Source organism: Porphyromonas somerae (genome assembly GCF_022845615.1).
Taxonomy (GTDB): domain Bacteria; phylum Bacteroidota; class Bacteroidia; order Bacteroidales; family Porphyromonadaceae; genus Porphyromonas_A; species Porphyromonas_A somerae.
Genome location: NZ_AP025559.1, coordinates 2700702 through 2727503, shown reverse-complemented (window position 1 = coordinate 2727503; position 26802 = coordinate 2700702). Strand labels below are relative to the sequence as shown.

19 protein-coding genes are annotated in these 26802 nt (G+C 49.7%); 10 read left to right on the top strand and 9 right to left on the bottom strand.

The features are described from left to right. Window positions 1–689 precede the first annotated feature (689 nt). The 5 genes from MWL85_RS11555 to MWL85_RS11535 are packed head-to-tail and all read left to right on the top strand — an operon-like array spanning window position 690 to window position 5657. The gene (locus MWL85_RS11555; protein WP_244400797.1) at window positions 690–2366 is read left to right on the top strand and encodes a putative transporter; all 1677 of its coding nucleotides are present in this window, start codon (window positions 690–692) and stop codon (window positions 2364–2366) included. A gap of 19 nt (window positions 2367–2385) precedes the next feature. Further along, window positions 2386–3306: an aspartate carbamoyltransferase gene (pyrB, locus tag MWL85_RS11550; RefSeq protein ID WP_018029146.1), complete on the top strand. Its 921-nt coding sequence runs from the start codon at window positions 2386–2388 to the stop codon at window positions 3304–3306. 6 nt (window positions 3307–3312) lie between these two features. Beyond that, complete coding sequence (gene pyrI, locus MWL85_RS11545; RefSeq protein WP_018029145.1) at window positions 3313–3780, top strand: aspartate carbamoyltransferase regulatory subunit; 468 nt, start codon at window positions 3313–3315, stop codon at window positions 3778–3780. 20 nt (window positions 3781–3800) lie between these two features. Next, complete coding sequence (locus MWL85_RS11540; RefSeq protein WP_244400796.1) at window positions 3801–4394, top strand: LemA family protein; 594 nt, start codon at window positions 3801–3803, stop codon at window positions 4392–4394. 9 nt (window positions 4395–4403) lie between these two features. Further along, window positions 4404–5657 (top strand): TPM domain-containing protein, encoded by a 1254-nt coding sequence (locus MWL85_RS11535; RefSeq protein ID WP_244400795.1) that lies wholly within the window; start codon window positions 4404–4406, stop codon window positions 5655–5657. A 285-nt stretch (window positions 5658–5942) separates the two neighbouring features. Here the strand turns inward: MWL85_RS11535 and MWL85_RS11530 are convergent, their stop codons facing one another. The 8 genes from MWL85_RS11530 to MWL85_RS11495 all read right to left on the bottom strand — a co-directional run bounded on the left by MWL85_RS11530 (window position 5943) and on the right by MWL85_RS11495 (window position 18991). Continuing rightward, the gene (locus tag MWL85_RS11530) at window positions 5943–8447 is read right to left on the bottom strand and encodes an alpha/beta hydrolase family protein (protein ID WP_244400794.1); all 2505 of its coding nucleotides are present in this window, start codon (window positions 8445–8447) and stop codon (window positions 5943–5945) included. 9 nt (window positions 8448–8456) lie between these two features. Beyond that, entirely contained in the window at window positions 8457–9257 is an 801-nt protein-coding gene (gene ispE / locus MWL85_RS11525; protein ID WP_244400793.1) for a 4-(cytidine 5'-diphospho)-2-C-methyl-D-erythritol kinase, read from the bottom strand. A 1-nt stretch (window position 9258) separates the two neighbouring features. Then, window positions 9259–10107 carry a deoxyribonuclease IV gene (gene nfo, locus MWL85_RS11520; protein WP_018029140.1) on the bottom strand — a complete coding sequence of 283 codons (849 nt, stop codon included), beginning with the start codon at window positions 10105–10107 and terminating at the stop codon, window positions 9259–9261. A 7-nt stretch (window positions 10108–10114) separates the two neighbouring features. Next, a complete protein-coding gene (locus tag MWL85_RS11515) occupies window positions 10115–11908 on the bottom strand; it encodes an alpha-L-fucosidase (RefSeq protein ID WP_244400792.1) in 1794 nt (597 codons plus the stop codon). Then, window positions 11898–12752 carry a CPBP family intramembrane glutamic endopeptidase gene (locus tag MWL85_RS11510; protein WP_244400791.1) on the bottom strand — a complete coding sequence of 285 codons (855 nt, stop codon included), beginning with the start codon at window positions 12750–12752 and terminating at the stop codon, window positions 11898–11900. Before MWL85_RS11510 ends, MWL85_RS11515 begins: the two co-directional genes overlap by 11 nt. Before the next feature lie 492 nt (window positions 12753–13244). Next, complete coding sequence (locus MWL85_RS11505; RefSeq protein WP_244400790.1) at window positions 13245–16460, bottom strand: type ISP restriction/modification enzyme; 3216 nt, start codon at window positions 16458–16460, stop codon at window positions 13245–13247. A gap of 1144 nt (window positions 16461–17604) precedes the next feature. After that, window positions 17605–18090 carry a hypothetical protein gene (locus MWL85_RS11500; protein WP_244400789.1) on the bottom strand — a complete coding sequence of 162 codons (486 nt, stop codon included), beginning with the start codon at window positions 18088–18090 and terminating at the stop codon, window positions 17605–17607. A gap of 130 nt (window positions 18091–18220) precedes the next feature. Next, entirely contained in the window at window positions 18221–18991 is a 771-nt protein-coding gene (locus MWL85_RS11495; protein ID WP_244400788.1) for a hypothetical protein, read from the bottom strand. 722 nt (window positions 18992–19713) lie between these two features. Here MWL85_RS11495 and MWL85_RS11490 point away from each other — a divergent pair. From MWL85_RS11490 to MWL85_RS11470, 5 genes are all read left to right on the top strand, one after another. After that, window positions 19714–21390, top strand: coding sequence for a putative transporter (locus tag MWL85_RS11490; protein WP_244400787.1), 1677 nt, complete (start codon window positions 19714–19716; stop codon window positions 21388–21390). 93 nt (window positions 21391–21483) lie between these two features. Continuing rightward, window positions 21484–22332 carry a GLPGLI family protein gene (locus tag MWL85_RS11485; RefSeq protein ID WP_244400786.1) on the top strand — a complete coding sequence of 283 codons (849 nt, stop codon included), beginning with the start codon at window positions 21484–21486 and terminating at the stop codon, window positions 22330–22332. Between the two features lie 3 nt (window positions 22333–22335). Beyond that, window positions 22336–24063, top strand: coding sequence for a carboxypeptidase-like regulatory domain-containing protein (locus MWL85_RS11480; protein WP_244400785.1), 1728 nt, complete (start codon window positions 22336–22338; stop codon window positions 24061–24063). A 152-nt stretch (window positions 24064–24215) separates the two neighbouring features. Further along, a complete protein-coding gene (locus MWL85_RS11475; RefSeq protein ID WP_244400646.1) occupies window positions 24216–25430 on the top strand; it encodes an ISL3 family transposase in 1215 nt (404 codons plus the stop codon). Then, a complete protein-coding gene (locus MWL85_RS11470; RefSeq protein ID WP_244400784.1) occupies window positions 25427–26296 on the top strand; it encodes a hypothetical protein in 870 nt (289 codons plus the stop codon). The genes MWL85_RS11475 and MWL85_RS11470 overlap by 4 nt, the downstream gene beginning before the upstream one ends. 158 nt (window positions 26297–26454) lie before the next feature. Here MWL85_RS11470 and MWL85_RS11465 read toward each other — a convergent pair whose 3' ends face one another. Further along, on the bottom strand, window positions 26455–26802 hold the full coding sequence (locus tag MWL85_RS11465; protein WP_021903121.1) for a PG0541 family transporter-associated protein: 348 nt from the start codon (window positions 26800–26802) through the stop codon (window positions 26455–26457).

Here is a 26802-nt window from a genome sequence, read left to right as displayed (position 1 = left end):
TAAAAGAAGGCTTTCTTACCAATCGAAATGGGATGCTAGAGACCAATCATTCTCTTAACAACTGCAAATATTCTCATTTAATTCGAGATAAAAAAACCCGAAATCGGCAGAAACCCCTCATACCTCTATAGCACAAAGAGTTACAGCTAATCCTCTGTAAATGAATATATAACGAATTCATGCACTCCATAATCAACTGATAGCTAATGGCTTTGAGCTCTTTCTGATAGGGGTGTTAAAAAACCTTTACCTCCCATCTGAATAGTCTACACACTTCGGGATTACACGCCTCTACCTCTGCTTATTTGAGGGCTCTATCCCTAGATACTTTTCTTTGCCTAATCAGGGGAAAAGAAGGCAACCACATGGATCAATCCCCACCTCGGAACACTCCACAAAAACCTCTATGCTAGCAGAGCAAAAGTCGAGATGCAACTAAGCAATCGGTGAGTTGCAACTAAGCAAATGCCGAGATGCAACTAACCGATTGCTTAGTTGCATCTCGGCAAACGCATTTCTATAGCACTGAATTTCAGCTGGTTGCAAAAGCCCTCTTTGCAACCCCATTTCCGTCGTTTTATTCGCTTTGTTTCTCAGTTGCCTTGGGCAAGGGTTACCTTGGGAGATAATTGACGGTGTATCTCTCTTTTTTAGTAGATTTGCAATGAGTAAATATATTATTAATGACTATGCTTGATGTGATAAAGGCGTTTTGGACCGAGCAATCGCTGAGCCAGACGTTGATAATTATCTTTTTCACCTGCGGGGTAGGTCTCTTCCTCGGTAAGCTAAGGCTCGGAAAGTTTGCTTTGGCTGGGGCAGGTGTCTTTTTCTTCGGTATCTTTCTAGCCCACTTAGGTGTGCTGGTGGATCCTGTGATGCTTCAGTTTTGCCAAAATGCAGGATTGGTCATCTTTGTCTACGCACTAGGTATTCAGGTAGGACCCTCCTTTGTGGCATCGCTTCGCAAGACGGGCATCATATTGAATGCTTGGAGTATGGCTCTGGTGCTACTAGGGCTGCTTTGTACGGTGGTACTAGTGCTGATGGGAGTGGATAGTGCCAGTAATATGATGGGCGTGCTGAGTGGAGCGGTGACCAATACACCTGCACTCGCTGCAGCTCAACAAGGAGTGGAGCAGATGCATGCCAATAGTCCCGACCTAGCTAGAGAGCTAGGCGATATGGCACTAGCTACCGCTATCACCTATCCGCTTGGCGTGGTGGGCGTGATGCTGGTACTTGAGCTACTGAAGCTCATCTTTCCTAAGAAGAGTAGCCAGAAGGAGCCTGAGCTGATAGAGGCACGCCACCATGTGGGTGACTTTGTAGTAGAGAATAAGGGGCTGGTGGGCAAGACACTTGCCCAGGTCAATCAAGCCTTTCACATCGATTTCCTCGCCTCTCGATTGCTCCGCAGGGGGGAAGTGATTCAGCCCAAAAGCGATACCAAGCTAGAGCTACACGACCGCCTGAGTATCGTTTGTGACGAGGAGGTGGCACAATCGCTAGTAACGCTCTTTGGAGTAGAGCGGGAGCGAGACCACGAGTCGATGAATTGGGAGGCACGAGGGCCTCAGCTAGTACAGCGTCGCCTCTTAGTCTCAAAGCGGGAGTTCAATGGTGCCACATTGGCGAGCCTTCGATTGCGTAATGAGTACCATGTGACGGTGACCCGCGTGAATAGGGCCGAGATAGACTTGGTGCCCAATCCAAAGCTACACCTACAGATGGGCGACCGGATCACTGTGGTAGGTGAGGAGGAGGGCATCAATCGCCTTGCCGAGGAGATTGGCAACCAATTGAAGCCTCTGGATAGCCCGTACCTAGTAAGTATCTTCCTAGGGATGGCATTAGGAGTACTGGTGGGAATTCTACCCATCGCTCTTCCTGGACTGAGCATGCCAATCAAGCTAGGATTGGCGGGTGGACCAATCATCGTGGGCATACTTCTTGGGGCTTATGGCCCAAGGTTGCGAATGACCACCTACATCACACAGAGTGCCAACCTGATGCTCCGCACCTTTGGTATTACCCTCTACTTGGGGTGCTTAGGACTAGCGTCGGGTGCCAATTTCGTTGAGACCCTTCTAGAAGGTTCGGGCTTGGTTTGGCTCGGTATCGGTGTGGGGCTCACGGTACTGCCCACCTTGGTAGTCGGTATCTTGGCGATGCGGTACTCCCAACTCAGCTACGGTACCATCTGCGGACTCCTTTGCGGAGCAATGGCCAATCCGATGGCACTTGAGTATATTAGCGACCAGATAGAGGAGGATACCCCTACCGTGGCGTATGCCTCGGTCTACCCGCTCGGAATGTTTGCCCGTGTGGTTCTGGCTCAGATTGTGATCACAATATTATTGTAGTAAGATAGTAAGTTGCTGTATGAATAGAGGTAGTTTTTTTAGTATTGAGCAGCTGACGGCGAGCGAGATAGAGGCGATACTGGATACCGCTGAGCTATTTGAGCAAAACCCCAATAGGCGGTTGCTGGAGGGCAAGGTGGTGGCGACGCTTTTCTTTGAGCCATCGACACGCACAAGGCTGAGCTTCGAGACGGCGGTCAATAGACTGGGAGGGCGTGTGATTGGCTTCTCCGACGCCAAGAATAGTAGTTCGGTAAAGGGGGAGACGCTCAAGGATACCATTCAGATGGTCTCGGGCTATGCCGACCTCATAGTGATGCGACACAACCTGGAGGGGGCAGCACTCTATGCGAGTGAAGTCTCGAGAATCCCGATCATCAATGCGGGAGATGGGGCCAACCAGCACCCTAGCCAAACGATGCTGGACCTCTACTCTATTCGTAAGACGCAAGGAAAGCTGACCGACCTGAAGGTGACCATGGTGGGCGACCTGAAGTATGGTCGGACGGTCCACTCACTGATTGAAGGGCTTTCGCACTACCGCCCCTCCTTTGCTTTTGTGGCTCCAAAGCAGTTGGAGCTACCTAGGGAGTATGTGGAGTATTGTGAGGAGCATGGAATACCAGCGGAGTATTATCACGAGCTCACTCCCGAGGTGATTGGGGCGAGTGACATTGTCTACATGACCCGTCTGCAGAGGGAGCGTTTCCTTGACGAGGAGGATTATGAGGCGGTAAAGGATACTTTTGTCCTCGATTGCGAGCTCCTCCAGCAGGCGAAGCCATCGATGCGTATTCTGCACCCACTTCCTAGGGTCAATGAAATTGCGCAGGAGGTGGATGATACGCCCAATGCCTACTACTTTAGGCAGGCGGTGAATGGAATGTTTGTGCGCGAAGCACTGATATGTAGAGCACTTGGAATAGAGGTAAAAGAGTAATAAGCTATGGCAGAGATCGAGAAAGGTAAGCTACGGGTACAAGCGATCAAGAATGGGTCGGTGATAGACCATATCCCAGTGGAGAAGCTACAGAAGGTGGTGAAGCTACTCCGACTATTTGAGCTAGAATATCCCTTTACAATTGGGCAAAACTACAAGAGCCAGAAGCTAGGGCGCAAGGGAATTATTAAGGTGGAGGAGAAGCACTTCACCCCCGAGGAGGTGAATATGCTGGCACTCGTCTCTACGGAGGTGGTGATCAGCGTGATCCGCGACTACCAAGTGGTGGAGAAGATCAAGGTGGATCTCCCCGAGGAGATCAATGGTCTGGTGAAGTGCACCAATCCTAAGTGCATCTCCAATAACGAACCGATGAAGGGGCGGTACCACGTGATCAATAAGCAGGAGGGGGTGCTGAAGTGCCACTACTGCAATCGAAAGATAGAGAGAGAGGAAATCGTAATCAGTGAATAAACTATTTAGAGAATAAAGAGATGAAAAAAGGAACAATCATCACCATTGTGGTGGTAGGCATCGTGGTGCTAATGGTAGCGAGATATGGTATATCGGCCAATAACAATATGGTGGAGAAGCAGGAGGGCGTACGTACTGCCTGGAGCCAGGTGGAGAATCAATATCAAAGACGTGCCGACCTGATCCCCAACCTCGTGAATACCGTGAAGGGGTATGCAACGCACGAGGAGCAGACCCTCACCAATGTGATTGAGGCAAGAGCAAAGGCCACTCAGGTAAAGGTGGATCCCGACCAATTAACAGATGAAGCATTGCAGAAGTATATGGCCTCTCAAAATAACCTCTCACAAGCTTTAGGACGACTGATGGTGGTGGCTGAGCAATATCCTGAGCTGAAGGCGAATGAAAACTTCCAGATGCTACAGACTCAGCTAGAAGGAACGGAGAATCGCATCACCACCGAGCGTCAGCGTTTCAATGAGACAGCCAAGGAGTATAATGTCTATATCCGCAAGTTTCCACGCAATATATTTGCGGGCATTCTTGGCTTTAAGCCACAAGCCTACTTCGAATCCATCGCTGGGGCAGAGGTGGCACCGGTTGTCGCTTTCTAATATAAGAAGATGAAGAAGAGGTGGCTCATCATACTATTCGCCTTGCTGGCTCTCCCTCTGGGGAGCTGGGCAAGGGAGTACACTCCTAGCGAGGTACCCAATGTACAGCTTCAGGATAGTCGTCGTTTTGTGAGCGACCCTGAGGGGTACTTTTCACCCGAAGATCGCGTCGCTCTCGACGATGCACTCTACCAACTTCGGGAGAAGCATACGGTGGAGGTGGTGCTGGTGGTACTGCCGGGGATAGAGAATGATGACCCGGAGTCTTTTGCCGTAAAGCTCTTTGAGCTTTGGGGTATTGGCAAGCGGGAGGATAATAATGGGCTACTGATCCTCTACAAGTTCGGAAGAAAAGGAGAGCGGATCATCCGCCTAGAGACAGGCTACGGACTAGAGGGTGCACTCCCCGATATCACCACCAAGCGACTGACTAATCGCTATCTACTCCCCGCTATATCGGAGGGGCGAGATGCCGAAGGCTTTCTACAGATGATAGGAGCTATTGATGAGCTACTCACTGAGGGGTATGAGGCACGCAACGACGGCAATCGGCAATACGGCTATGAGGAGGATCAGCAGGAAGCCCTTGGAAGTCTGCTCTGGGGCTATATCGGCTTTTCTCTCCTTGTGGGGCTACTATTTGGCGGAGGGCTTTGGACCCGTTGGCGCAGGCTAAAGGAGCCAGCACTAAGGTCGTCACTCCTGAGCCACAATTTCTCACTGCCCAAGCAGATGTGGCAGTGGCTCATTTTCCCCGCACTCATCTTCCTACTGCCGCTCTACTGGATCCTAAGAGGGCGTACTCGCCGACAGCTTCATAATTGTCCGCAGTGCCACACAAAGGGAAGTGTACGTGCCATTGGGTCACCTGAAAATCTACCGCTACTCTCCGCAGCACAAGCCACGGAGCAACGCCTTCATTCGGTCAATTATACCCTCTACCAGTGCTCAGCCTGCAGCTACCATCGTGCGGTGGGCGTCAGCAACTCACTCAGCGGATACCAGCGATGCCCACGATGTGGCACCAAGAGTTACAAACTGCTATCCCAACAAGAGCGTAGCAATATGGTAGTTCGTCGCTATCACTGTGAATACTGCAACTACGATAATAAAGATGTGATTCGCTTCTCCAATCCTCGTCGAAGAGGCGTTGGCCCAATCGTCGGTGGAGGCTTCGGAGGGGGCTTCGGAGGCGGTGGTAGCTTCGGTGGCGGATTTGGAGGAGGAAGCTCGGGCGGTGGTGGCTCTACTACCCGCTTTTAGAGTCTATCCGGTGACGGTTTCTCTTATCGGACAAGTTGGATCACCAAGTCTAGGATTAAACAAAGAAAGCACCCGATTGGGTGCTTTCTTTGTTTGAGGTCCTGTGATTAGAAGAGAATGTTGCACGAAGTGCCATTCTCTCATATTTAATTCAAATGTGCTGAGACTTTGAACGAAGGATGAGATGCAAGGCGCTGAGGATGAGGGCGCTGGGAGCGTACTCACGTACGTGACCGAGCCCGAATTCCGAAAGCAACGCCGCAGATCGCCTTCGTGCAACAGTCTCTAGAGGTGTACTTCAGGGTAGAGGGTATTCCACCAAGTGGGGTCATCCTTCAGCCACTTCTGGAACCACGCCATGGTACTTTGCATCCAGAGGAATCGTTTCTCAGGATCGTAGATGCCGTGGTCTTCGCCATAGACCTTGATAAACTCTACCTCTTTGCCCAGTATCTTGAGGGCATTGTACATCTGTACACTCTCACCGATAGGTACATTGACGTCGGCTGTACCGTGGAGCAAGAGTAGCGGAGTCTTGATCTTATCAGCTCGGAAAAGCGGGCTCTGCTCGGTGTAGAGCTTTGGATTATTCCAAGGATAGCTACCGTAACTAGCCACGGTGCTATACCCGATTCCCCACGTACCTTCGCCCCAATAGGAAGCAATGGAACTGATACCAGCGTGGCTCACTGCAGCAGCAAATAGGTCGGTAATAGTCTGTAGATACTGTGTCATAAAGCCACCATAGCTAGCCCCTACACAGCCAATTCGCTCGGCATTGACATAGGGGTGGCTCTCGCAGAAACCCTTTACCGAAGCCACAATCTCATCGGCCGTCCGCTTACCCCACGCATTGAGGTGACGAGCGGCATACTCCTGTCCCCAACCAGTGGTACCACTTGGGTTAAGCGTTAGCACTACATAGCCCTGAGCTGCATACATAGGGAGGGAGTAAGAGCCCTCAAAGTTGCGAGCCGTAGGCGAGGTGCCACCATAATAGTAGACAATCATTGGATACTTGCGAGAAGGATCAAAGTTAGGGGGTAGATAGAAACGACCAGGTACCACATCGCCATTAGGCATGGTGAAACTCCAAGTCTCTGCCGTGCCGAGTGCTAGGTCGTGCATCTTCTGTGTTGCTAGGTCATAGAGCAGACGCTCCCCACGATTATTGATCTGATAGATGCGGTCGGAGTTCATAGTACTTTGCCCACCGTAGGCTATCATTTGTCCCTTATTATCTACATCAAACCGACGCACCACCTCCTCAGTGGTCTTGACCTGAGTGATACGACCACTCCTTAGGTCGAGACGATAGAGCGATACATAGTCCTGATTCTCCGCCGTGAATATTGCCTCAAAGCGATCTGGTAGCACCTTGACACTCTCTACATTAGGGTCGAAGTCCTTTGTCAGTGCCTTGGCGGTACGCTGTTGCCTATCGTACAGAAATAGCTGCATATCATAGGTGTTTGCAGCCATTCCCTCAGGTAGGTTGCGACCGATGCCTCCAAACGAATTGGCAGTTCCTAGAGCCAGAAGATAGCGTGGGTCAGAGGTGTAGTAAAGCGTTGCCACATCCGTCTCGTGACTAAAGAGCGTATCTACTTGTAGCGTCTCAAGATTCAAGACACAGAAGTCGTTTTCTGAGAAGGGGATTGTAGTCGTAGGTCGAGAGGTGCTAAAGATGAGCTCCTTGCCATCCTTGGAAACACTTTGTAGCGAAGTGCCTCTACAGCCATAGGTGAGTGGCTGGTAAAGCCCTTGCTCTAGGTCAAAAGAGGCGAGGAACTCTCGATCTCTGTAGCTACCTGTCGTATCGTAGCGACCCAATACACGCTCCACAACGCCCTTGTTTTTAGGCCCCTCATTGGTCACCATATAGATCAGCTTATCCTCCGTTGGAGCCATTACGAAGTAACCCTCCTCAGGGATCGCAGGGTGCAATACCGAAACGGTCAGTGTCGCTGGGTCGAGGGTCAAGAGTTGCTTTCCCGTGTCGCTCTTTTGGGTAAACCAAAGCTTGTCAGATTGAGGCAACCACTGCGTCTCTAGGTAACTGCCATCAAGACGAGCCACCAGTCGATTGCCGTCGTAGAGCAAGACACTGTACCGGCTTTTTGTATTGACCGTCTCACGGAGCACCACCTTAGTATATCGTCCCGAGGGTGAGACACTCATCTCCGATAGGCTCTCCCCAGTTCGCATATACTGCATACTCATATACTCCTTATCATCTAGCGAAAGAGCGATTTGGCTATCCGCCTTCGAAGGAACCACTCTCAGCCGATACTTAGCAGCACCTCCTTCCTTAGAAAGAAGGCGGATGGCCACTTTGTGTCCCACACTAGGCAAAAGCGAGAAAGTGTACTCAAAGCTCCCCGATTGGTCAGACGAACCAATCTGTGTGCCGTCAAGGAAAAGACGGAAAGGCGAGTCACTTTCCACCAGCATCGTCCCTTTCTCAAAGCTAGGGGTCACCATAGAGAGATAATAGCTCTGAATGGTCTTCTCCCCATTCGCCAAAGTAGAGTCGCACTTGAGATACCCTTCAGCGTCTGTAGAGACGAGAGAGAGGTGAGGGTTATCCAAGCGGATAGGGGAGATCTGCGATAGTTGTCCCTTAAGGTCATACTTCTTGCCCTGCACATTGATGCTATCAGCCATAAAAGGCGTGCGTGCTACCAGCGGCTTCAGGGACTTGTACTGAGTCACCGTGATGGTGTCGCTCTGTGCACTCCCCAGGAGTGGCAGTGCCAGTAGTGCGAGTAATGTAAGTGCTTTTTTCATAAGTCAGTATTATAGTGTGTATGTTTGTTGAGTTCCTTCCCAATCCGATATTGATAGCGGAGTATCGCTAAGGGCGAATAGCGTAGAGCCACTACCACTCATCGCGGCATAAGTAGCACCAGCTCGGTAGAGTTGCTCCTTGCCGTGTGCCAGCACTGGATACCGCTCAAAGATGTGTGGCTCAAAGGCATTGTACAAAGTCCCTCGCCACTCCTCTATCGGTTGCGAGAGTAGCTCACGGAGACTTGGCCCTTCCTCCGATGTCACGACGCCACCATACGCTTCGGCAGTAGAGATATGTAGGTCGCTATGTAGTAGCGTCAGCACCTTCCCTTCCAAATGTAGCGGGAAAGGAGATAACAGCTCCCCAATCCCCTCGGCCAACTGCGGTTCATCACGGAGAAAGAAAGGACAATCGGCTCCAAGGCGAGTAGCCATCTGGTGCATCTCGTCATAGCTCATCCCCAGTCCGAATACCTCATCGAGGAGCAAGAGCATATTGGAGGCATCCGAGGAGCCACCACCCAGCCCCGCCCCAGTAGGGATCCGCTTGCGGAGAATGATCTCCACAGGTGGTACCTCCGGATAAGCTGCTTTGACCAAATGGTAGGCACGCACCACTAGGTTCTCCTCCGATGGCTCCCCCCAGTCACCAAAGTCGTACTTCATGCCCTTCTCACTCGGCAATACCTCCAAGGCATCACGAAGCGGAATAGGCAAGAGGAGCGTCTCGATGTCGTGGTAACCATCAGGGCGGCGACTAAGGATCCTCAGCCCGAGGTTAATCTTAGCTTTCGGTAAACGTATCATCTCACTTAGCAAAGGTACGTAGTAGTGCAATCTCCTCCGCCCAGCGGTCGGGGTTCGGTGTCTCCAAGATAATAGGAATATCTGCCAGACGCTCATCCTGCATCAGCACCTCAAAGAGCGTCATTCCCATCACCCCCTCCCCTACAGAGGCGTGGCGGTCCACACGACTAGCGAGCTCTTTAAGCGAGTCATTGAGGTGAATACCCCTCAGATACTCCAACCCAATAATCTTATCAATCTGATACATCGTCTCCCGATACCCCTCCTCCGTGCGGATATCATAGCCAGCGGCCAGCGTATGTGCCGTATCAATACAGACACCCACACGGCTCTTATCCTCCACCTGGTCTATAATCTGCTTCAGATGCTCAAAGCGGTACCCAAGGTTGGTCCCTTGCCCTGCAGTATTCTCCAGCACCGCAGTCACCCCCTTCGTCTTCTGTAAAGCGATATTGATCTCCTCCGCAATCTGTGCAAGACAATCCTCCTCACTCATCTTCTTCAGATGGCTACCCGGGTGGAAGTTGAGGAGCGTCAGCCCCAGCTGCTCACACCGTTGCATCTCATCTAGGAAGGCGTCACGACTCTTCTTCAGGTTCGTCGGGTCGGGATTGCCGAGGTTGATCAGATAGCTAGCGTGGGGTAGGATATGCTTTGGCTCAATGCCTGCCTCCTTCACCGCACTCCTAAAGTTCTCTATCTCCTCCTCCTCGAGTGGCTTAGGGTACCACTGCCGCTGATTGCGGGTAAATAGTGCAAAGGCATTGGCCCCGATTTCCAAGGCATTCGCCACTGCATTCGATACTCCTCCCGATGCCGATACGTGGGCACCAATATATCTTGTCTTCATCTCTTACTTAAAAAATATCTAGTTCATCAATATGTGGGACCACATCTCTGCCATTGTGGTTAGTCCCTGTAAAGCGAAGGTACTTCACGCGCTTTCGCTCCGATAGCTTTTGGTACTGAGGGATAGGATTATTGAGGATATTGCCAAACTCTCCTATGCTCAGCATCTCCCACTCCTTGCCATCGGCACTTCCCGATAGCGTGTAGTGAGTAATCACTTCATCCCCCTCACCACTGGGCGTATACCTAAAGCCCTGCATCTCTGCCATCTGGTCCAGCTCTAGGGTAAAGGGACGCTCGGCAATCACCTTCCACCCCTTCTTCTCCATCATCGCTCCCTCTGTGGCAAGGCTCAGTTCCTCAATATCTGGTACCCAATGGGCAGCCAGACGGCTAATATTCGCCACCCCTCTGCTCTCCAAGAGCTTCAGGCGTAGCTTCGTCGCTCGAACCGGTTGCTCTAGCAGAATGATCCGCTTGTACCCGATTGTGGTTCCCTTGCCGATCTTTCGCCACTCATTGCCCACGAGTGCCTCTAGCTCAAACGACTCTACACGCTGACCCTTGGCGATCTCCTCTTGGAGCAAAATAGCTGAGACCATCTGGTCATCATTCAGCTCCACCTCCTTGTAGTCGCCAACCTCTAGTGTAAAAGGCTTAAAGTCCCTCACAGCATCCTCCGCATTGAATTGACGCACAAAGCGACCCAGCTCCTGAATACGTTGCACATCCACATCGGCCAGCTTACCCTCTCTATTGGGTGGAATATTCAGAAGCAACGACGAATTCATCCCCACCGATTGGAAGTAAATATTTGCCAGAGCACCGAGTGTCTTTGGCGACTCATAATCGTGATAAAACCAGCCCGGACGAATGCTCACATCCACCTCGCTAGGGTACCAGAAGAGTTCCTTAGCCTTCTCCAGCATCTCTCGGCTACCGAGGTCATTCGACATTTCATCAATGCCTAGTGCCTCCTTGGTGGCTGCGGCACGTGCTAGAGATGAAGGCGGAACCACCGTCGCACTCCACTCTGTCTCACGACCCAAGCCACTCTCATTACCTACCCACCGCACATCTCGGCCCATAATGGCCGTGATCGCATTCGGCTGTAGCTCCTTGATCAGCTTGATCACCGCCTCCCAATCGTACTCCTGTACCTTGCCATTAGGTCCCTCACCATTGGCACCATCAAACCATACCTCCCATACCTCGCCATAATTAGTGAGCAACTCTCTCAGCTGCTCTAGGTAAACCTTATTATAGGCATCGCCCTCTCCGTAGGTAGGGTGATTCCGGTCCCAAGGCGATAGATAGAGACCTAGCCGCAAACCATACTTTTGGCACGACTTAGCCAGGTCGCCCACCACATCGCCCTTGCCCCCTCGCCAAGGCGATGAGGCAACACTGTGCTCCGTAGTCTTGGTAGGCCATAGGCAGAAGCCATCATGGTGCTTTGCCGTAAGAATGACCATCTTAAAGCCCGCCTCACTCAGCACCCTACACCACTGATCGGTATCTAGGTTGGTAGGATTGAAGAGGGCTGGATCCTCCGTGCCATCGCCCCACTCACGGTCGGTAAAGGTATTTATCCCGAAATGGATAAAGGCGGTGAGCTCCTGCTCCTGCCATGCCAATTGCTCCGCAGTAGGCACCAGACGACTCGCCATCTCCACCTTCCCCTCTAGCGACATCTGCTCGGGAAATTCGAGGTGTTGTACAAACTGTTTCTCCTCCTTCTCCTTGGCGCAGCCCGCCAGTAAAACTAGTGCCAAAGCCACCAACCAAACTTTATTCTTCATCTTTCAAATCATTAATAGACGAGGTAGCACTCGTCTCTTGTTTCATTTCCTTTACCAGTAAGCCCACAAGCACCAATACCACAGCAAATCCCCAGCCGAGCCCCAGCTCTAGATCAAAAGACTCTAGCACAAAGGTCATCGCATTATTCACAACGTGGAAGAGGATCGCTACCCAAAGCCCTCGGTAGAGTGCCACATAACCAATCACCCCACCCAACAAAAGCCGACTAGGGAAGCCACTCCACTGCATGTGCATCGCACTAAAGAGTAGAGCCGTGATCCACACCGCCACGTGCGGATTGCGGAGACGACAGAGCAACCACCCCTGCACACCCCCTCTGAAGAAGAGCTCCTCCCCCAGAGGTGCTGCCACAATAGTGGCGATATAGATCAGTATCCGACCCATCAGTCGCTGCTCTCCTAGGAGTGCTTCGTACTCCAGAGTCATCTGCGCCTCCATTGACGCAAAGATCTTGGGCACAGGGAAGAGACTCATCGCCGACTCTAGTAGCAGACTGGCACACATCGCCACCAGCATCAGTGCCACAAGGCGAGGAAGGTGATCGTAGCGAGCATCACTCCACCGAAGTCGCCACACCTGCTCCCTATGGCTACGCCCATAGTATTGCTCCACCAACCACGCGGGTAGCGCAAAGACCAGTAGCCCCTGTACAATCATCCCCACATACTTCACATAGCTACCCGATAGGAGCAACCCCAAAAGAGGCATCATCAACATCGACAATGCCACCACAAATAGGAGCATAAAGCCCCATAGCGAAAAGAGATACCCTGCACTCGGCTTCGAGCAAGGTGAGTAACTCCGAGATACAATTGCTTTCATATCCACAAACTTACACAAAATTATAAAGTCGTGGCACTATAGGTCGGAGGAAGTCAGAGGTCACGTAATAGAAATATCTTACCGTATGTTTTCAGCGGAGCCAAAGAGGAAGGACCTCGCAGAGGTCCGTGTTAAATAGGCACAAGTCGGAGGGGCGTTAGCCCCGAACGACCTGTGCCTATTTAACACGGATCCCTCAGCTGGGGTCTTTTTTTGGGGAGGGGGCGATAGCTTATCGGACGAGTCGGACGCCCGCCCTGATGCACCCGCCAGGGTGCTACTCAGATAGCCCCCGGTCGAGGCTCGCAGAGCCGAAGACCGGCGGGAAAGGTGTTGGGTTTTATCAATCGACCCTTGTGGTCGCACTTGGATAGGCTTGTGCGACCACAAGGGTCGATTATGTATACCGTGCCTTTTTTTCCCGCCGGTCGTTCGGGGGCGTTGCCCCCGAACGACCGGGGGCTAGCTGAATGGCACCCTGTCGGGTGCTTTTTAGGGAAGGGGGAGCTGGGAGAGCTCGGATTGGAGGGCGATGGTGGTAGCGAGGGCGTGGACGATCCGTTGGTAGTGCGTGATATCGTCAAAGGAGAGGGTGGTATTGCGTCGGTCCTTCAGCCACTTCTGTGCTGGCTGGTAGCCACCGATGTAGTAGTTCCATACCTCCTCCGGCACATTACCGAAGTACTGCTCCTTATTGATCCACACCTTGTCATCGGCCCACTTCTGCTGGGTGACACTATTGTCGCCCACCTCCGGATAGGTGACCCCTGTCCGCTCTGGCTGCTCCTCCATCAGGTGAAGCTTACGCAATTGCCCACCTATCGCCTTGTAGCTATCGAAGCAGACGGCACTATCGGGGTAAGGGATGCGGGGGAAGTCCACCTTGAGAAATTCAAAGTAACGCTCCCGATACTCAGGATGATAGAGTAGACCGTAGATATAATCGAGTAGGTCGATTGGGGCAAAGGTGCCCTCCTCCCCCGTCACCTCCGGCACAAACCGACGCCCAATCGCCTCGGCAATCTTCGCCACAATCCCCTCATCAAGGTTCGGAACCCTCGTCCCGCCCTCCTCACTGAAGTACCCCTCGTCGCTGTAGAGGTAGAGAGGAAAGACATAACCACTTCCAAATTTACCAGCTGTGCTAAGAAGATTGAAATTGGATATCTTGTCGGTAATAAAAGCATACCTCCATTCTCCTACACATTGTCTTGCTATAGAAAGGCCCACATTCTTATCCTTTATAAAGTGGTTGAAAACTTTCCTTCCAGTTCTCCAAACAAGTTTATCCTCATAGAATACATACTGATTATCAAATGGTCTATATGCAATGGGTTGAATATACTCTAGTAGATTATCTGAAGATTGAAGGTTGTCATACCCTTCTAGTATATCCCATCCTTTCTTTTTCTTAACATCAAACTTTTCGTGTAGTTCAGAGGCAGATCTTGGTGAGTTCTTAAAGTCAGTGAATCTTTGTAACAGAGTATTTTGGTTACTATCAATTACAAACTTATCGTGAGCAGTGGTAATACCTACACCATATAGTGGCATTAACTCTGCCATTATAAAGCCAGAGTCATACTGTTCCCGTCCGCTTTCATCTTTCGGCACAAAGAAGTAGTTGGGGTCATTGGGAAGAACCTCTTGATACATGCTTGGATCAAAGATGTTAGAGGTGAGCCAGTCGAACTTCTCTTGTCGTAGCCCGTAGAGATCGCGATGGTAGACTTTGGCGAGGGCACCTTTCTTTTTCCTGCCGTCCTTAATAAAGAGGTTGATGCTGACCCCCTGCATGATATCAAAGACATTCTCATCTTTGCCCCCGTCGGGTGTGGTCTCCTTCTTACGGGCATTGCCATGGAGGTCGAGCACATAGATTTCGTCGAAGGTCTCAAGAAGGTGCCACCGCATCCCTCGGAAGGTAGGATTATCAAGGTAGCCGTGGGGGTTGATGTAGGCAAGGATGCCGGTGCCATTCTTACGGATCATATACTCTCCGTAGCGGAGAAATTTCACGTAGTCGTCATTGATCCATTTGGAGTTACGCTCCTTCAGTCGCTCCTTGCCCCCTGGCTCCTTTTTATAGGCCTCCATCAGTTCGCCGATCCAGGCTCCTTGGTTGGCACTTTCTCCCGAATAAGGGGGATTGCCCATCACCACCATCACGGGGGTATCGCGCTTGATGCGATTGGCCTCGAGTGCCTCATTGGAGAGGAGGGTATTGAGCCATAGGGTACCGGTATCGGGGTGTGCCTCTTCGAGCGAATTGGTGAGGAAGATACGGAAGCGCTCGGCGTGGCTCTCGGGGGTACGGTAGCCGGTATTCTGCAACACCATATCGAGCTTGAGGTGGGCGATGGCGTAGCTCGCCATCATCAGCTCGAAGCCATTGAGCCGTGGAATGAGGTGCTCCTGCACGTAGCCTTGCCACAGCCCTTGCTGCTCTTGGAACTTGGTGTGTATCTGTCGGATCGCTTCGGCGAGAAAGGTGCCGGTGCCTGTGGCGGGGTCGAGCACCTGCACTTGGTGGTAGGGCACTTGTATCTTGCGTTTGCCACCACGGAGCTGGTCGGTCCGCTCTTGCTCTACGGTGATCTTGGTGGGATCAGCGAGCCCTTTGGAGAGACCGAAGTGGCTCTGTAGGATACGGTCGACTGCCCCGACGATGTACTGTACCACCGGCTGAGGGGTGTACCAGACGCCTCGGTCTTTGCGGAGCTGGCGGTCGTAGATGGCGAGGAAGTCTTCGTAGAAGTGGATGATTGGGTCGTCGGACCAATCGGCACGGTCGAAGTCGCCGAGGATCTTCTTGAGGTCGCAGCTCTTGAAGATCTCTACCAGCTCATCGAGTACCCAGAGGATGCGAGGGTCCACGTCGGGGCCTGCGATATGCCCGAAGAGACGACGTAGGAAGGGGTTGGTGCGGGGGATGAGTTCGGCCGCCTCCTGCCGTGAGAAGTTCTCGAGGGAGGGGTCATTGAAGCGGGCGGCAAATAGTCCGTAAGTGACGGTCTGTGCGTAGACGTCGCTGAAGTCGCGGGGTGGCATATCCTCTATCAGTAGGGAGCGGAAGGAGGCGAGCTGCTGTAGGAGGTCGCTGGTGTACATCTGCCCCTGCTGCTCGGCCTGCTCGGCACGGCGGAGGTCTTCGGTGAGTGCCTGCTCCATCACATCGCACATGAGCCACGCTTTGCGTGCCATGAGCTGTGCCAATTGGGTGGCGGAGGTGATGGTGACGCCTTGGTGCTCGGCAAAGGCTTTGATCATCTCTTGGAACTGTCCGAAGTTGAGCTCAATCGGCTTCGCCTTGCGGTCGGCGGTAAGGGTGGCGATGGAGACCTCCATCACCAGTTCGCCATCGCGGTAGTAGAGGAAGCGAAGGTAGTCGGTGAAGATAATATTTTGGAGCGAGCTCTTGTAGCGGTCAAATTGCTCCTTATTACCCCCTTTGAGCTGATACCCTTCGAGGTCACGATCACCAATGTCTTTGGTCTCGATATAGCCGATGGGTCGCCCGGCGCAGGTAAAGGTGAAGTCGGGTCGACCGATGTTGTTGGTGCCTTGTGCCTCCTCGGTGATGGCGATCTCCTTGGGGAGGAGTTGGCGGAGGAGCACTTGGAAGTCGGTGCGGTAGCTCATCTCGGTCTGCCCACCTGCTTGTAGGCGCTTGGTGATCTCTCGTAGGTAGTTGCGTATCTCGTTCATAATTGAGTATTGGTTTGAGTCGTTACCAAAGATAACCATTTTCGGGTAGATGGTCGCCATTTGTGGGGGTGAGGGTCAGGGGTTACGCATTAGAAAGGTCTAACCGTGACTGACCTCCCCATGTGGGAGGTCATTAATAATTACTCAACACTTTATTAGCAGTTGGGGTAATCAGTTGGGATCAGCTTGGGAAGGACAAAACGACCGCTTGCGGTCGGACAACTTGTTCTAAGACGCATCATTTCCTCTCAATGTGTCTACACTTTCAGGAATAGGGGAGACGGAGTGTCTACACATTCAGGAACGCGATGATATACCGACCTCATATTCCGTATGCGTGCGGAACGCATTCCGTAGCCCTGCGGAATCCATTCCGCACGCATACGGAATATAGGGTTGATACAAGAAGAGATTGTTGAAGAAACGGGCGATACCACTTAGAGTAAGGAACCTCTGCCGAGGTCCGTGCTCATTGACCCCGATGAATGCCTCACAGCAAGAGCATTCTAGAGGGATAAGCCCAAGATTCCACAAGCTGTATGAGGGGTAAAAAAGAAGGGTGAGATTTCTTGCGATTTCTCACCCTTTGTCATTAGAAATTAATACCTTTAAACAGTGCAGGAATATACATAGTTAGAGAATAAACTATTAGAATATAGAATTGGACAGGAGCAGCAAGGGTAGAAGACTAAAATGTATGATTGGCTCTTTATGTGTCATATTGATAGCATTTGGCTGTGTTGATAAAAAGAATAGATATGGCATAGAGTTTAATGACCAAAGGAGTATTATACAGTTACCTCTATTGGATTCCTCCTGGGAATACTCCCCCTCCTATACAGAGAATGTTGCACGAAGTGCCATTCTCGCACATTTGAAACAAATGTGCTGAGACTTTGCACGAAGGATGAGATGCAAGGCGCTGAGGATGAGGCCGAAGGGAGCGTACTCACGTACGTGACCTAGGCCGAATTCCGAAAGCAACGCCGCATATCGCCTTCGTGCAACAGTCTCAAAACGACCGCTTGCGGTCGGACGGATCCTAGCCCCCGCATCGGAGGGCGAAGCCCGAACGACCGGGGGAAACACGGCAACCTCCCCCAACCCCTACGACCTCCCCTCGCGGGAGGTCGGACAACCTTATCTAGGCCTGCCCCCCTCGGCCGGGATCATAGAGGTAGGTAATATGCTCTTGTACACAGGTCTTTCGGGGATGACAGAGTTCCACTTTTGTTATGATAGCAAAAGGATGTATAAAACTATATGGTTGCTTTATTCCTTCAAAAAAGAGAATTCTCATCCTTATCCTTTCACCATAGGAAATTCCCCTTGTGTCACACTTGTTTTTTATACTGATGTAATAATTCTGACCCTTATAAACAAACGAAACTGAACTCTTGGGGATCTCTTTTATCTCTTTTTTTATAGCAGAAGCTATGCCTAGCGTGTCTCCGTCCAAAGGGTTTCTGCCTATCCCTTGAAATACACCTTCTATTTCTCGCTCACATTTTCCATCTATATAGGTTATATGGCTATACAGGCTACTATCTGGTAGGCACTGAGCATCCATCTTACAAGAGAGTAATATGACAAATATCAATAAACTGATTTTTGATAAAATAGTTTTCATCTGCGTCCCTTTCTTCTATTAAAAGTTGATGTCACGAACATTACCGAGTTGTAACTTCTTACGCTGTAGAGTCTCCTGATAGGTATAGGTGAGGTGATAGCTGGCACAAGTTTTTATTTACAGAAAAGATTTATCTGAAATTCAAACATTCTTCTATGCTTAAACCATCAGTCATCCTTTCTTTTCCAAAATGCGTAAATTCAATCGATGATATTTTGTGATTATCTATTGTCAAAAGAAGCATTGTGAAGTCGCCAAGACCTTTTTGGTAACCTACCCCCATCTTTTTATTTACAAAATTTGAACGAACGGCCATTGGGTGTATTATGGCAATATGCTTATATTTCGACAAACAATTTGGAAAGGAACTGTTATTAAGTTCTGTATCCTTTATTAAGGAGTCTATTGTCATTCCCTCCTTTATAACCATATCAATTGCAAGGTCACTTCTTAATATACCCTTGGACAACTGATAGCAAGCAGATTTTATGGGAGCCTTTTCGTAAATAATCGTATCCGACAAAGATGTTGCCCAAAATCCCATGGGGACTTCTTCATCAAAATCCAGTCGATATCCCCTATATATTTCCCTAGCCCTCTTCTTGGTTGCTATAGAGTAAATGTTATTATTAAATAATCGAGAGTCATCGGATATAATAGTCAAGGTATCACCCATATCTAACACAAGGAAAATTCTATTTTCTACATTTCCTTTCTTAACCTCCCCACTCGAATTCTCCTTCGGCCAAAGTCGAATGCCATAATATACTACATTACTCTGAGAATAATTTGTTGATATGGAATCAATTGGATAATTCATGCTGTTTTGAGAAAATCCCACGCAATAGGAATCAACAAGAAAAAGAAGTTGCAATAAGATTATTGACATAATATTTTTCATAAAGGAATAGCTACATTATGTAGCTTCATTATGTGTTATGTGCTTGGTGGTAATAAATATCATACAAGCACACACAATTATATTTAGTTCTAGACATTAAAACTGGTAGGCCCCTGTCAAGTCACGCCCCGTGAGTTCTTGCTGTCCAAAATCCTCCTAATTGCAGGAGGGGTATCGCAAATGTACGAAACTAAATCGTTGAGACCAAATCTTTTGCTGGCGTCATCCCTGGGGTAATCCCAGTACCGACAGGGGTTACGCATTAGAAAGTTCTTACCGTATACTTTTCAACAGGATGTCTATAAGTAAGGACCTCGGCAGAGGTCCGTGCTAAATAGGCACAGGTCAAGGCACGCAGTGCCGAAGACCTGTGTATAAAGAGGTACCACACACCCTTGCGACCCCGGCCGAGGGGTCGGACAACCCCATCTCTAGGTCTGACCCCTCAGCCGGGGTCAAGCAGGTGGTGAATATGCTCTTACACACAGGTCGTTCGGGGCTAACGCCTCTCCGACCTGTGCCTATTTAAGAGGGACCTCTGCCGAGGTCCTTACGCCATTATCCTCAACAGATTGTATATCATCATTCGCACAATAGCCCTTTCTAATGCGTAACCCCTGCAGGTATTAATATCGCCATCTCAATATAATTGGTATCTTTGTAGTGATGAGCCTAGATGGAAATCCCACTATTATTAATATATTAGACAATTTGATACTATTATGAACTGGTTTCAAGAACTACTCTTCGGCAGCGGAGTAGGACATTCACTAATGATTCTTGCCCTGACAATTATGCTAGGAATTTTGCTTGGCAGGGTGAAGATCGCTGGCATTTCGCTTGGCGCCACGTTTATCCTCTTTGTTGGCATCCTTTTTGGGGAGCTAGGAATGAAGGTGGATAGGAGTCTCTTGCACTTTTTTCAGGAGTTTGGACTGATACTCTTCGTCTTCTCAATAGGGCTACAGGTAGGGCCTAGTTTCTTTAGCAACTTCAAAAAGGGAGGGCGTACCCTCAACCTGCTCGCCACCCTCAATGTGGTGCTGGCAGTGGTGGTAACGACGGTAATTTACTTCCTTTCGGGAGTGCCTCTGCAGACGATGGTGGGCATCATGAGTGGTGCCATCACCAATACCCCTGGGCTAGGAGCCGCTCAGCAGGCCTACTCTGATATAACCGGCATTGAAGACCCCTCTATCGGCATGGGCTATGCGGTAGCTTATCCTCTAGGCGTGGTAGGGATCATCCTCTCCATCATACTGATTCGCTGGATCGGAAGAGTGAATATCAAGGAGGAGGAGGCGAAGCTAGAGGAGGAGCGAGCTGGGGAAGAGCTCTCGGCAATACCTATTTCGCTACAAGTGACCAACCCTGCTCTATTTGGCCATACCGTGAAGTCGCTCACAGAGCTACTACACGGTAGGACGTTTGTGGTGTCGAGGATTTGGAAAAAGGAGACGGACGAAATACATATTGCAACCATAGATACGGTGCTCTCCGAGGGGGACCGGATATTTGTCATCACCGAGCAGCCACACATTGATGCCCTCATCGTGACAGTGGGTCGGAAGCTACACATCGACCGCAAGCGCTGGATACTAGAGGGCTCGAAGTATGTATCGCGCAAGTTGGTAGTGACCAATAGAGAGATCAATGGACGTACACTCAAGAGTCTCAATCTAAGAGCTCTGTATGGTGTCAATGTCACCCGCATCTACCGAGCAGGGGTGGAGATTGTAGCTTCGCCTAACTTTGCTCTCCAATACGGCGACCGCCTCAATGTGGTGGGAAGTGATGCGGCTATCGATAGTATGGAAGAGTTGATTGGCAATTCTATCAAGCGACTGGATGAGCCTAACCTAGTGACTATTTTCCTAGGAATTGCCCTCGGTATATTGGTCGGCTCTATTCCTATTATGTTCCCCGGCATTCCTCAGCCTGTGAAGCTTGGATTGGCTGGTGGCCCACTAGTGGTGGCGATACTCATTGCCCGCTTTGGCTACAAACTAAAATTAGTAGCCTACACTACCACTAGTGCCAACCTCATCCTTCGGGAGATGGGCATCAGCATATTCCTCGCCTGTGTGGGGCTCAACGCTGGCAATGGCTTTGTGGATACGCTAGTGAATAATGGCGGTTTTGTGTGGGTGGGCTACGGTCTACTGATCACCCTTATTCCACTACTGGTGGTGGGGCTACTCGGTCGATTTGTATTTAAGCTCAACTACCTACAGCTCAGCGGTATGATGGCAGGTGCCACCACCGACCCACCTGCCCTAGCCTACGCCAATAGCCTCTCCGATAGCGATGCTGCCGCAGTGGGCTATGCCACGGTCTACCCGCTCACGATGTTCTTAAGGGTACTGGCGGCACAGCTGATGATCATACTCCTCCTCTAACGCGAAGAGAAAGCACTCATCGTTTTTATAAATAAAAAAAAATCGTATCTTGCACAAGTAGTTACTTAACTTGTAGTGAGATACGATTTTATTATGAAAAGAGTGAGCATCTTTATTTTAGGAGCCTTTTTGCTGGTCTCCTTTAAGATTAGTGCACAGAATGTGGAGCCGGCACAGCTCAATGTTATTTATAAGCAGTTGCTGAAGCACGAACCCACCAACCCAGAAGGGGCAGTGGATGTAACGTTTGTGATGCTGAGTGTAGGAGACACCAGAGCGGTAGTGGAGGACTATGCTGCCTACAAGACCGACTCTCTCAGAGCTTTGGACGATATTGATCCTACCGTGATAGAAAAATCAGAGGTGCGTGAAGCAGCAGCAGAGTGCTTCTTCCTACCAAAGATCTACCTAGATCTAGAGCGACAAGAGATAGAGCATCACGAACCGATCCTGCCCAATCGCTATTATTATACCGAGTCTTTTCCAACAGATTGGGAGCTGGGCGAAGGGAGTAAGGAGATAGCAGGGTACCTTTGCCACGAAGCGAAGTTGGACTTTGCTGGTAGGCAGTGGACGGCTTGGTACACAGAGGAGATACCTCTACCCTATGGTCCATGGAAATTGGCTGGGCTACCTGGATTGGTGTTGGCGGCAGAAGATAGCACGGGAGAGATCACCTTTGAATTGGCCGAGATTCGCAACAAAAGAGGAATAGTACCGCCATTCGTTCGCCCAGAAAGTGCTTTTGAGATCAATAGAGAGGGCTTCTTGGAGCTGTATCATGCCTTCTATCCTAAGCAGGAAAGCAAAGGGTTATCAGCAGGCGTCACCAGTATGACTGTAAGGAAGGGAGAGAATGGTAAGACGGTTGTTTTTGCGAATGATGGGATCGTATTAATGCGTTCATTTCCCAATGGTTTTATCTTCTTGGAAAAGGAGTAACCGATGAGACAGTGGCTAGTAGGTTTGTGGCTCCTCTTGGTCTGGGTATCTGCAACAGCTCAGGTGAGTGGAGTGGTGGTAGATGACGAGAGTGGTCAGCCCATTAGTGGGGTGATGGTGAAGGTAATTGTAGAGGGAAAGACGAAGGCATTTGCCACCTCCAATGCCCAAGGTAAGTTTAGCATTCCCAAAGCTACGCCGCCTTGTACGCTTGCTTTTAATCACCTCTCTTATGAGCCTTTTCAGACAAAAGTGACCGATAGCCAGCTACACACCTACCAGCTCTCCCCCTCCAATAGAGAGCTGAAGGACTTGGTGGTGGAGGCCCCCCGCATTGTACAGCATGGCGATACGACGGTCTATCACCTAGGGAGGTTTGTGAGCCAACGAGATGTAACGCTACAGGATGCTCTGAAGAAGCTCCCTGGGGTGGAGGTTTCTAAGGCGGGATCGATTTCGTATCTCGGCAGGGCAGTGGATAAGCTGACCATCGACAATATGGATGTCTTGGGCAGGGATTACCAAAGTACTATTCAAAACCTAAGGTATGACAAGGTCGCCCGCATAGAGATTATGGAGAATCAGCAGGACATCAAGATGCTGAAGGATCTGGTGAGTGACGATAAGATCGTGATGAATCTGGTACTGAACCATAAGGCTCGTGGCCGGGCTAATGGCAAGGCGGAGATCGGGGCAGGGGTGGATAGCCAGAAGGAATTGGCCTACCGGGGAATGGGCTATCTCCTCTATGCTCAACCAAGGTGGCAGAGTACGGTGGAGGGACGACTAGATAAGGACTTCAACGCAACAGATGAGGTGAAGCACTCGGTCATTACCCCTTTGATGCCCTCGAGTCCTTTGCTCTCGAGCCTGCCTATGGGTCTTTCGGCACCTGAGCCTTCCCTCTCTCCACATTTCTACTTACGCCAGCGGGGCGGTCAAAGAAAGGGCAAGACGATTTACCAATTTTCGACCGACCGAACACTGAAGGCAGACCTTAGCTACTCAGACTATACTAGTCGGCACTCCTATGGTAATGAATTGACCTTTTTCGCTCCTTCAAAGACGGAAGATGTGGTGCTCAATGAGCATGAGGTCCACACGAGATCTCGTGAGCAGATGGGTCGGGCAATGCTGGAGTACAAACGCAATGAGCGTAACAACTACTTGAATGAGACGGTAGAGTATGTGGGGCTAAGGCAGCATCAAAAGGATCAGATCTTCCGCTCCGCCACTCCGATGCTTCAGGAGATAGATCTCCGATCGCACTTGGCACAAAATCACCTCGCTTGGAGTCAACGCTTCGGGCGAAAGGTGCTTTCATTCCACAGTAAGCTCTCCTACCAAAATGCACCGCTTCTCTCCCTCTCTGCCCCTCTGATAGAGCAGAAGTTTAGCGAGGAGATGATGAGGGCTAGCCTCTCCACTTCTTTTCTATTTCCCTTAAAGAAAGGATGGCAATTGGCCATTCCGATAGAGGGAAGCTATGTACGGGATAAGATTCATAAGGATGGGGCAGAATATACGCAAGGGCAACGATGGGATCTGAAAGTATCGCCTCGCCTGTGGCGTTTCTCTCTGGGAGACAATAATATCTCATTTGAGCTACCAACCACATTGGCGATACTGAAGTATGGCGAAGCGGATCGGGCGTCGCATCTACTTCTTTCTCCATCACTCAATTATGCCTCATCCGATATTCTGCGTGATGGGGTGACTGTATCACCTTGAGACTACTGCGTCAGCCTGTATACACCAATCATCTTGCGGGATGAAATCCGCAAGATATGGGCGACGGAGTCTTTTTTCTCTTTGATAATTTGAAAGAAAACTGGAAATCCATTATAATTGAGCGAATCATCCACTAAACGCTTAATTACACAATGGATACCAGTTTTCTACGACATGTATATGGTCTTGTTGGAGTCAAATGTACTGCTACACACTACAAAACTAACAAAATAGTTTTAGATATAGAGTATTCTAAAACAAAAAAGAGGTGCCCGTGCTGCGGGGAATACACTCTCGTGAAGAATGGCTACCGGTATCGTAATATCCATGCGCTACCAATTGGTTCTACCAAAACCATATTGCACATGAAAGTACAAAGATACAAATGCAAAGAATGCGGAAACGATGATTACGAGAGGGTCAGCTTTGTTAAAGGCAATAGGTCGTACTCTAATCGCTTTGCCAAGTACGTGGTTGATTTGCTAAGGGCAATGACTATTCAGGAGGTTTCAAAAAGGCTAGGTGTTAGTTGGGATGTAGTAAAGGATATTCACACAACCTATCTTAAGAGACACTACAGCAAGCCCTCCTTACAAGGGGTGCAGTGCATAGGTATTGATGAGTTCGCTGTCCGAAAAGGACATGTTTATAAGACAATCGTAGTGGACCTAATCTCAGGAAGAATCCTTCATGTTGGCGATGGAAAGGGGGCGGATGCTCTTACAACGTTTTGGAAAAGGGTAAGGAAGAAGAACGTTCAGATAAAGTATGTGGCGACAGATATGTCATCAGCCTTCTCTAAATCAGTACGTGAGAATACCCCTGATGCCATACACGTATTTGACCACTTTCATGTCATCAAGCTAATGAATGATACCCTTGATAAAGTGCGAAGAGAGTTAGTGGCAAAAGAGGTGGACGAGGGAAAGAAAAAACTAATCAAAGGAACAAGATACCTCCTACTTGCCAACGGGGAAAAGATGATTGATGAGAAAGGGAGAACGAAGCTCCAGAAAGCACTCGCAATGAACGAACCCCTCTCTCAAGCCTATTACCTCAAGGAGGACCTGAGAGAAATATATAATCAACGAACCATTAATGAAGCAGAGGAAAGATTAAACAGCTGGGTCTCAATGGCATTAGATACAGATTCAAAACCTCTAATCTCATTAGCAAATACAATCAATACAGCTAAAAAGGAAATACTCGCATGGTATTATGGACGGCTATCAACGGCCAAAGTGGAGGGTATAAACAATAAAATTAAAGTGATGAAGAGAAATGCTTACGGATATAGAGATGATGACTATTTCAAACTTAGACTTTTTGCACTACATGACTGCCGTATCACACGAAATGTCGGATGAACCTCAATTATATGTACCGGCTCAATAGAGTATGGCACCTATTTGGGATGGTCAATTATTACCAAGAGGTGGGGAGCCTACTAGATCTGATGCGACAGCCATTCTTCACTACCTACCGGCAGGAGCGGTTGGGAGCTGGAGAGCTAACGAGTAGCCAAGGTCTTTATGCTAGCATCAACCTGAAGTTTCGCCAACCAGTACAGGAGCTGTATGGCACAATCACCCTCTCGGGAAGATATGGCCATTCGGATCACTTTCTAACGGATAACCCAACGGTCAACTTGAATCGTCTAGAACTGGTGAAAGGGGACAATACCTATGGTAATTATCAGCTCAATAGCTATATTTCTCGCTACTTTCGGAAGATAAAAAGCAAGGTATCGGCCGGATTTTCGGGCAATTATGCCCATTACCAAACGATGCGTCGGGAGGTGGAACAAACGTCGCAGATGATGAACCTATCAACTTGGGGTGAAGTACAATGTGATCTAGCAAAGCACTGGTCGGGCAAGCTATCCTACAATGTTACTCGCTCTCAGATGTGGTATGCCACTCAGAAGCTTGATCCACTCCATACGCTCTTAGGGACACTAGATGTCACCTATTCACCTACCGACGACTTACACCTCACGCTTCTCTGTGAGCATCAAGGGAAGGAATGGCGGATGCATGAGATGAAGCATCTATTTCTCCTCAGCACTGTGGGTGAGTACCGCACCACCATAGGCAATTTCAAGTTGCACCTCCACAATCTCCTCAATCAGCGGGAGTATGGATTTACTAGCTATAGTGCCACCGAGAGCAATCGCTCGTGGTACCAATTGAGAGGTCGCTCGGCACTACTCTCCTACCTTTTCTACTTCTGACGAGAGGTTATAGAACAAAAAAATAGCCACTATCAAAGCGTTTCGGATACTTTGATAGTGGCTATTCCTTACAAATTAATAGTTGTGGAATGGGGACTCTTCCCTACTTCCACTTAGTGTAGATAAGCTGAGACTACCGAGGCAGTCTCCGTTTGGCTTTAGTCGGAGAGAGCAGCACTTCCTTGGAGCGGTGCCACTGGCTCTGGTAGCACAAAGGTATTGACCGTCCATTGATAAGCAGCGATTAGCTCGCTGTTATTATAGGCGGTGTGATTCATCTCTTCGATCCGCTTCATCAGTGCTTCCGACTTAGCTGGCACCTCCTCCTGTACCATTAGGGAGGCATTGAAGCCTGGCCATACGGCAGTATCCTTATGCGGGATATCAAAGTGGCTCTCTGCCAAAGCCTTTGGAATTACTTGGTACACCTGGATCTCAAGCTCTTTTAAGAGCTCCTCCATCTGCTCAAGCATACTGATGTTACAGGTGATGTATGTAAATTTCAT

Coding starts and splice junctions, on each gene's coding strand:
- MWL85_RS11555 (WP_244400797.1), top strand. CDS start 690: ATGCTTGATGTGATAAAGGCGTTTTGGACCGAGCAATCGCTGAGCCAG.
- pyrB (WP_018029146.1), top strand. CDS start 2,386: ATGAATAGAGGTAGTTTTTTTAGTATTGAGCAGCTGACGGCGAGCGAG.
- pyrI (WP_018029145.1), top strand. CDS start 3,313: ATGGCAGAGATCGAGAAAGGTAAGCTACGGGTACAAGCGATCAAGAAT.
- MWL85_RS11540 (WP_244400796.1), top strand. CDS start 3,801: ATGAAAAAAGGAACAATCATCACCATTGTGGTGGTAGGCATCGTGGTG.
- MWL85_RS11535 (WP_244400795.1), top strand. CDS start 4,404: ATGAAGAAGAGGTGGCTCATCATACTATTCGCCTTGCTGGCTCTCCCT.
- MWL85_RS11530 (WP_244400794.1), bottom strand. CDS start 8,447: ATGAAAAAAGCACTTACATTACTCGCACTACTGGCACTGCCACTCCTG.
- ispE (WP_244400793.1), bottom strand. CDS start 9,257: ATGATACGTTTACCGAAAGCTAAGATTAACCTCGGGCTGAGGATCCTT.
- nfo (WP_018029140.1), bottom strand. CDS start 10,107: ATGAAGACAAGATATATTGGTGCCCACGTATCGGCATCGGGAGGAGTA.
- MWL85_RS11515 (WP_244400792.1), bottom strand. CDS start 11,908: ATGAAGAATAAAGTTTGGTTGGTGGCTTTGGCACTAGTTTTACTGGCG.
- MWL85_RS11510 (WP_244400791.1), bottom strand. CDS start 12,752: ATGAAAGCAATTGTATCTCGGAGTTACTCACCTTGCTCGAAGCCGAGT.
- MWL85_RS11505 (WP_244400790.1), bottom strand. CDS start 16,460: ATGAACGAGATACGCAACTACCTACGAGAGATCACCAAGCGCCTACAA.
- MWL85_RS11500 (WP_244400789.1), bottom strand. CDS start 18,090: ATGAAAACTATTTTATCAAAAATCAGTTTATTGATATTTGTCATATTA.
- MWL85_RS11495 (WP_244400788.1), bottom strand. CDS start 18,991: ATGAAAAATATTATGTCAATAATCTTATTGCAACTTCTTTTTCTTGTT.
- MWL85_RS11490 (WP_244400787.1), top strand. CDS start 19,714: ATGAACTGGTTTCAAGAACTACTCTTCGGCAGCGGAGTAGGACATTCA.
- MWL85_RS11485 (WP_244400786.1), top strand. CDS start 21,484: ATGAAAAGAGTGAGCATCTTTATTTTAGGAGCCTTTTTGCTGGTCTCC.
- MWL85_RS11480 (WP_244400785.1), top strand. CDS start 22,336: ATGAGACAGTGGCTAGTAGGTTTGTGGCTCCTCTTGGTCTGGGTATCT.
- MWL85_RS11475 (WP_244400646.1), top strand. CDS start 24,216: ATGGATACCAGTTTTCTACGACATGTATATGGTCTTGTTGGAGTCAAA.
- MWL85_RS11470 (WP_244400784.1), top strand. CDS start 25,427: ATGAACCTCAATTATATGTACCGGCTCAATAGAGTATGGCACCTATTT.
- MWL85_RS11465 (WP_021903121.1), bottom strand. CDS start 26,802: ATGAAATTTACATACATCACCTGTAACATCAGTATGCTTGAGCAGATG.